Source organism: Burkholderia lata, assembly GCF_902499025.1.
GTDB lineage: Bacteria > Pseudomonadota > Gammaproteobacteria > Burkholderiales > Burkholderiaceae > Burkholderia > Burkholderia lata_C.
The window spans coordinates 1-5385 of the sequence record NZ_CABVPW010000091.1; the positions used below are offsets into that span (position 1 = coordinate 1).

The following is a 5385-nucleotide window of genomic DNA, read 5'->3' on the forward strand; positions in this document are numbered from 1 at the left end:
ATATCTGCCGACCATTGGGACAATCAATCGCCAAGCGATAGACAAAACGAGATACGGCGAGTAAAATGGTTTCCATGGTGGTTAGAACGCATCTTGGAGAATTTGCAGTGACACAAGCGACGATGGATCTGGTTAAGAGTGTGAGCGTTGAGAACATGCTCCGTCAGCGTGACGCAGTAATGGAGCGTATCGCGGAAGCGAAGCGGTTGATTGACGAAGCTGATGAGATTGCGATCAAAGCTGAGCTTGGCCCAGTGAGCGGCTATATATCGGACAGGTATTCGCATGGAGGCGCGCGCTTCGGTCACGCTGATTTCGTAGATACGATGCGCAAGCACGTCGACGCTTCGGGTTGGAAGCACCTGATGAACGAGTCGGGTATCCGCACCCTGATGGACGCGGAGGCGCGCAAGCAATGGGACAGTAGCGTTTACGACCTGAAGACGCCGGAGCTGACGCTCGCCAACGTCACATCGACTTTTACGGTGTTGCGTGATGGCCGGGCCGAGCTGTTCGAGCGGGGCGTGATCGCTTGCTTCCGAGGGCTGTCGTGGGACTATAAGACGAATCAGCCGTTCAAGTTTGGCAAGCGCATTGTGATGCGATGCCTCTATCAAGCTCAGGTCGGCCCCTATTGTCAGAGTGTCAACCATCACGCGGCCGACAAGCTAGACGACCTTGTGCGTGTGTTCAGCGTACTTGACGGAAAACCGGAGCCCGACCATCGGAACGGCATGTACATGCATCTGAGCGACGCTACAAACAAGCGCCCGATTGAACGCTTCATTGACCTTGAGTACTTCGAGATTCGCTGGTTCAAGAATGGTAACGGTCACTTGACGTTCAAGCGGCCCGAGCTTGTCGAAAAGATCAATCGGATTATCGCTAAGCGCTACCCGAATGCGCTTGCGTCGGAAGTTCGCTGACGCTTCGGCCCTGCCCTCTTGTGCCCCGGAAGCTTGTCGCCGGGGCGCTCTTTCATCGATAGGCGGATCGCATGCATGTCCGACAGTCATAGAGATAATCAAAATAAAGAGATAGACAAAACGAATTACGTGAGATATAATTGTATCTACAGTGATCGATTGATAGGGGATGCCTGATGGACAGCCGGTTTCATGCTCTTCACGCTCGCGCTCAATGGGCGTTATACACGTGCGCGTTACTCGCCGGGAACGGCGAGGCTGCGGATGATTTTCGGCACGATGCGGAGGAAAGCGCGGAAGAGAGTGGCCGCTGCTCGCATCGGGAAAAATCAGATATGCCCATGTTCCTTTCGGATGTTTCAGCCCTTTCCCTGCAATGGGAGTTTGGCAAGGAGACTGAAGAAGAATCCGAGGTCGAGCTGGAGCATAGTGCCGCCCGATTCTCGGCAGACCTGATCCGCTGGATCGACAGCCACAATCCAGCGGAGCCGACTATCGACAACGGCGACGGCACTCTGACCGTTGCGTGCGCGTGCGTCAACGTCAACACGGGCGCTTCGTTCGTCGAGCACTCGACCATCCCGGCGACGCTGAAGGCCGCCCGCGACTGGCTCGGCTATTGAGCCGCGCACTGACCAACCGCTCCGGCTACAGGGGAAGGAAGATGACAAAGACCACCGCCCGCGCAATTGCCAACTACGGTGTCAAAGCTTGCCGCGTCGCCTACGACATGCACCACCGCCAAGGCTTTGGTGCATCGGGCATCGCGAACGAAGGGCCGGTAGTGCTTCGGACGTGGAAGCAAGCGGATGCCGCAATCAATGCGGGTCGTGAACTGGCGCAGATGGATCGTGTCGTTTGGTGCTAACTGGTTGAAAGCCGCACATTCTGAAGGAGGATGATTTGAAGATGCGGAAGCGTCGCATAAGGCAAGGGCTGATTCTCGGGCCGTGGAAAGGTCAGCCAAACGCCCGGCCGCTTTTACTGTTGTGGTGGCCGCATCGTCACCGCAAAGCCTGATCCCGCCCGCTCCAACCAAATCACGCCCCAGCAGCTTCCCGCGCTGGGGCGTTTTGCTATCCAGCTCGCGCGCTGCGCTCGATGGGGACGGCGCGCCGCTACGGGTCGCGATCGCGGGGCCGGCCGCCGGCGACGTGGGGGCGGCTCTCGATCCAGCTCGCGCGTCCTGGCGGCCGCGCTCGATGCCGACGACGGGCGGCGCATGCGCGCCGCGGTGGTATGCGAGTGCCGGCGGCCGCCGGAGTCCTGCGCCGGGCTACGGGGGTCGTGTCCGCTTACGCGGCCCCGAGGTCTACCGACCCGGCCCCCTACCGTCGCACCCGCCCGTCCACTGGACGGTCGGGCAAGGGACGGCACCGGCGGGGCGAGCGCCTGGTGGTGATCGACGTTCCGGATTGGCTTTGCAGGAAAGGGGGTCTGCCGGGCGCGTCGCGTAATTCGCAACGTCTATCTATATCTGCCGACCATTGGGACAATCAATCGCCAAGCGATAGACAAAACGAGATACGGCGAGTAAAATGGTTTTCATGGTGATCAATGCACCGTGGAACCCGGCCCGCGACGAAGGGCGCGATTGATCGAGACAGGAGAATGAAAAATGCGTGGCTTGAATGTGCGAGTGGAGTACGCAAACGCGAAGATTGCCGAGATCGTTGATCCGAACAGCGATGCAATGTGTTTCGCGCTGAACGAAGCGGAAGCGGAGGGGTATCGCGATTATCACGCCCGGCTCGACAGCGTGCCGGTGATGTTTGCTGATGTTCCGGGCCTTGTGACCGCGTGGCAATCCGGTCAGAACTTCGCGGCGGACTGTGAAGAGATGGAGAACTGCCCCTATTGCAAGGCCGCACACGGCGACCCTTGCCCGGTACACGGTTGAAAGCTAAATGCGCCAGTCCGGCGCTCACCTAAGAGGAATCCATGGATACTGAAACGATCGATCTGACGCCTACATGGGGAGAGGTCGGAAACCTGTACGCTCGACTGGCAGAGTCGGGGGAAACTGCCGCGATCCGGGGTATGCGATCGGAGGCAGCAAAGGCGTTTGCCGCCGCTCAGGCGTTCACGGCGATTCAAGCGACGCTCTCGGAAGAGCAGCGCGCGATCGCAAGTGACGTACTGACCACGGAACTTTCGAAGATGGGCTACTGAAAATGACGGTACTGCAACAAACTATGAGCGCTCGCGCGGTTCAGCTCCGGGTCGATGCCGAGGCGCAACGCTATGGGGAGCTGATCCGCGATCAAACGTGGTCGCTGGAGCACGCGCATTACGTTCTGACGCACGCCGATCAGGAAAAGCTCGATCTCTTTGCTGTTGCAGGGCTCGCGATGGCGATAGCTTGGTATCAGTGCAGCGACAGCTAACTGCCCCGCCCTGCCCTACTGACGCCCCAGCAGCTTCCCGCGCTGGGGCGTTTTGCTATCCAGCTCGCGCGCTGCGCTCGATGGGAACGGCGCGCCGCTGCGCGTCGCGATCGCGGGGCCGGCCGCCGGCGACGTGGGGGCGGCTCTCGATCCAGCTCGCGCGTCCTGGCGGCCGCGCTCGATGCCGACGACGAGCGGCGCATGCGCGCCGCGGTGGTATGCGAGTGCCGGCGGCCGCCGGAGTCCTGCGCCGGGCTACGGGGGTCGTGTCCGCTTACGCGGCCCCGAGGTCTACCGACCCGGCCCCCTACCGTCGCACCCGCCCGTCCACTGGACGGTCGGGCAAGGGACGGCACCGGCGGGGCGAGCGCCTGGTGGTGATCGACGTTCCGGATTGGCTTTGCAGGAAAGGGGGTCTGCCGGGCGCGTCGCGTAATTCGCAACGTCTATCTATATCTGCCGACCATTGGGACAATCAATCGCCAAGCGATAGACAAAACGAGATACGGCGAGTAAAATGTTTTTCATGGTGATCGCGACGATCACCGCAGCAGAAATGGCAAATTTTCGGAGAATCCACCATGCGCCTCGCTTCCCGCTTCGCACCCAACGCCCACCAACTCCGCGCGAATTCCCCGCTCTCGGATGAGCAAATCGCGCGCGTTGCTCCGTCGATCTTCGCGACGGAGAAGCACGAAAGCCGCTCGGATCGTTACACCTACATCCCGACGATCGAGGTGCTGAATGGCCTGCGTGGCGCTGGTTTCCAGCCGTTCATGGTCGCGCAAACCCGTGTGCGTGACGCTGGCAAGCGCGAACATACCAAGCACATGATCCGCCTGCGTCACGCTGACCAGATCATCGGCGCTGAAGCCGACGAAATCATTCTGCTGAACTCGCACGACGGGACGAGCAGCTATCAGATGATCGCGGGTCAATTCCGCTTCGTCTGCGCGAACGGGATGGTTTGCGGCGAGACGGCGAGCGAGATCCGCGTTCCGCACAAGGGCAAGATCGTGGATGACGTCATTCAAGGCGCGTTCGACGTGCTGGACGGGTTCCAGTACATCCGCGAGGTCAAGGATGAAATGAAGTCGCTCACGCTTAGCCAAGGCGAACAGGAGGCATTCGCTACCGCTGCGCTCCAGCTCAAATACGAGCCGAGCGACGTGAAGCCGGCACCGGTCACGGAGACGCAGATTCTCGAAGCGCGCCGCTTCGAGGATCGCAAGGATGACCTGTGGACGACGTTCAACCGCCTGCAGGAGAATCTGATTCAGCGCGGCGGCCTGCCCGGACGCACGGCATCCGGCCGGACGACTCGGACGCGCCCGGTCGAGGGCATCGACCAAAACGTCAAACTGAATCGCGCGTTGTGGACGCTGACCGAGGCGATGGCGGCACTGAAGAAGTAAAGAGTAAGCGGGCCGGGAGACCGGCCCGCAGACCGAACGGAGGGAGAGAATGAGCGAAACGAACGCACCGAACCCGGACGGAACCGCCGGAGGCTGGTCGGAAGTCAATGAGTTTTCGTTGACCCGGAACGGGCACTACCTGACGCGCTACATGGTTCATGGCGTCGCGGGTTATCTGTTGTGGGACAAGGCTGGAAAGCCGCATGGGCCGTTCGACACCGTGAAGGCGGGAATGGATCATTACGATTGCATCGCTCCCACCGACGAAGGCGAAGGTAACGACGGAACGGAGGTGCAGGATGAGCAGTGATGAGCTGACGCCGGACGCCGTGGACGGATTTCGTGCGCAACTCCGTGCGGGCGATATGGTCGGCGCGTTCGGGGCAGTCAAGAAGCTGCCGATCGAAAGCGCCGCCAACATGATGTTGCGCGCAGGGTTCAGCGTCGCGTACGACAGGCGAAGCCCGCGCGCATTTTGGGAGCGCACCCAAACCGATATAGTCCGCGCATGTAGACAGAACACGGACGGTTACGGGCTTCGGCCGAAAGACTCCTTCTAAGCCACTCCCAGCTTTCCATCACGCCCCAGCAGCTTCCCGCGCTGGGGCGTTTTGCTATCCAGCTCGCGCGCTGCGCTCGATGGGAACGGCGCGCCGC

The 5385-nt window shown here is 60.8% G+C and carries 9 protein-coding genes; all 9 read left to right on the plus strand.

The features are described 5' to 3' along the window. Window positions 1–107: 107 nt before the first annotated feature. Window positions 108–926, plus strand: coding sequence for a DUF4942 domain-containing protein (locus BDI24065_RS40560; RefSeq protein WP_368040808.1), 819 nt, complete (start codon window positions 108–110; stop codon window positions 924–926). A 176-nt stretch (window positions 927–1102) separates the two neighbouring features. Beyond that, window positions 1103–1549 carry a hypothetical protein gene (locus BDI24065_RS40565; RefSeq protein WP_217481856.1) on the plus strand — a complete coding sequence of 149 codons (447 nt, stop codon included), beginning with the start codon at window positions 1103–1105 and terminating at the stop codon, window positions 1547–1549. Between the two features lie 41 nt (window positions 1550–1590). After that, entirely contained in the window at window positions 1591–1794 is a 204-nt protein-coding gene (locus tag BDI24065_RS40570) for a hypothetical protein (RefSeq protein WP_175035904.1), read from the plus strand. 750 nt (window positions 1795–2544) lie between these two features. Then, a complete protein-coding gene (locus BDI24065_RS40575) occupies window positions 2545–2826 on the plus strand; it encodes a hypothetical protein (protein WP_175035905.1) in 282 nt (93 codons plus the stop codon). Between the two features lie 41 nt (window positions 2827–2867). Further along, the gene (locus tag BDI24065_RS40580; RefSeq protein WP_175035906.1) at window positions 2868–3098 is read left to right on the plus strand and encodes a hypothetical protein; all 231 of its coding nucleotides are present in this window, start codon (window positions 2868–2870) and stop codon (window positions 3096–3098) included. 2 nt (window positions 3099–3100) lie between these two features. Then, window positions 3101–3313: a hypothetical protein gene (locus BDI24065_RS40585; protein ID WP_175035907.1), complete on the plus strand. Its 213-nt coding sequence runs from the start codon at window positions 3101–3103 to the stop codon at window positions 3311–3313. A gap of 581 nt (window positions 3314–3894) precedes the next feature. Further along, the gene (locus BDI24065_RS40590) at window positions 3895–4728 is read left to right on the plus strand and encodes a DUF932 domain-containing protein (protein WP_175035908.1); all 834 of its coding nucleotides are present in this window, start codon (window positions 3895–3897) and stop codon (window positions 4726–4728) included. Between the two features lie 49 nt (window positions 4729–4777). After that, window positions 4778–5038, plus strand: coding sequence for a hypothetical protein (locus BDI24065_RS40595; RefSeq protein WP_175035909.1), 261 nt, complete (start codon window positions 4778–4780; stop codon window positions 5036–5038). Beyond that, window positions 5028–5288 carry a hypothetical protein gene (locus tag BDI24065_RS40600; protein ID WP_175035910.1) on the plus strand — a complete coding sequence of 87 codons (261 nt, stop codon included), beginning with the start codon at window positions 5028–5030 and terminating at the stop codon, window positions 5286–5288. The genes BDI24065_RS40595 and BDI24065_RS40600 overlap by 11 nt, the downstream gene beginning before the upstream one ends. Window positions 5289–5385: the final 97 nt, after the last annotated feature.

Coding starts and splice junctions, on each gene's coding strand:
- BDI24065_RS40565 (WP_217481856.1), top strand. CDS start 1,103: ATGGACAGCCGGTTTCATGCTCTTCACGCTCGCGCTCAATGGGCGTTA.
- BDI24065_RS40570 (WP_175035904.1), top strand. CDS start 1,591: ATGACAAAGACCACCGCCCGCGCAATTGCCAACTACGGTGTCAAAGCT.
- BDI24065_RS40575 (WP_175035905.1), top strand. CDS start 2,545: ATGCGTGGCTTGAATGTGCGAGTGGAGTACGCAAACGCGAAGATTGCC.
- BDI24065_RS40580 (WP_175035906.1), top strand. CDS start 2,868: ATGGATACTGAAACGATCGATCTGACGCCTACATGGGGAGAGGTCGGA.
- BDI24065_RS40585 (WP_175035907.1), top strand. CDS start 3,101: ATGACGGTACTGCAACAAACTATGAGCGCTCGCGCGGTTCAGCTCCGG.
- BDI24065_RS40590 (WP_175035908.1), top strand. CDS start 3,895: ATGCGCCTCGCTTCCCGCTTCGCACCCAACGCCCACCAACTCCGCGCG.
- BDI24065_RS40595 (WP_175035909.1), top strand. CDS start 4,778: ATGAGCGAAACGAACGCACCGAACCCGGACGGAACCGCCGGAGGCTGG.
- BDI24065_RS40600 (WP_175035910.1), top strand. CDS start 5,028: ATGAGCAGTGATGAGCTGACGCCGGACGCCGTGGACGGATTTCGTGCG.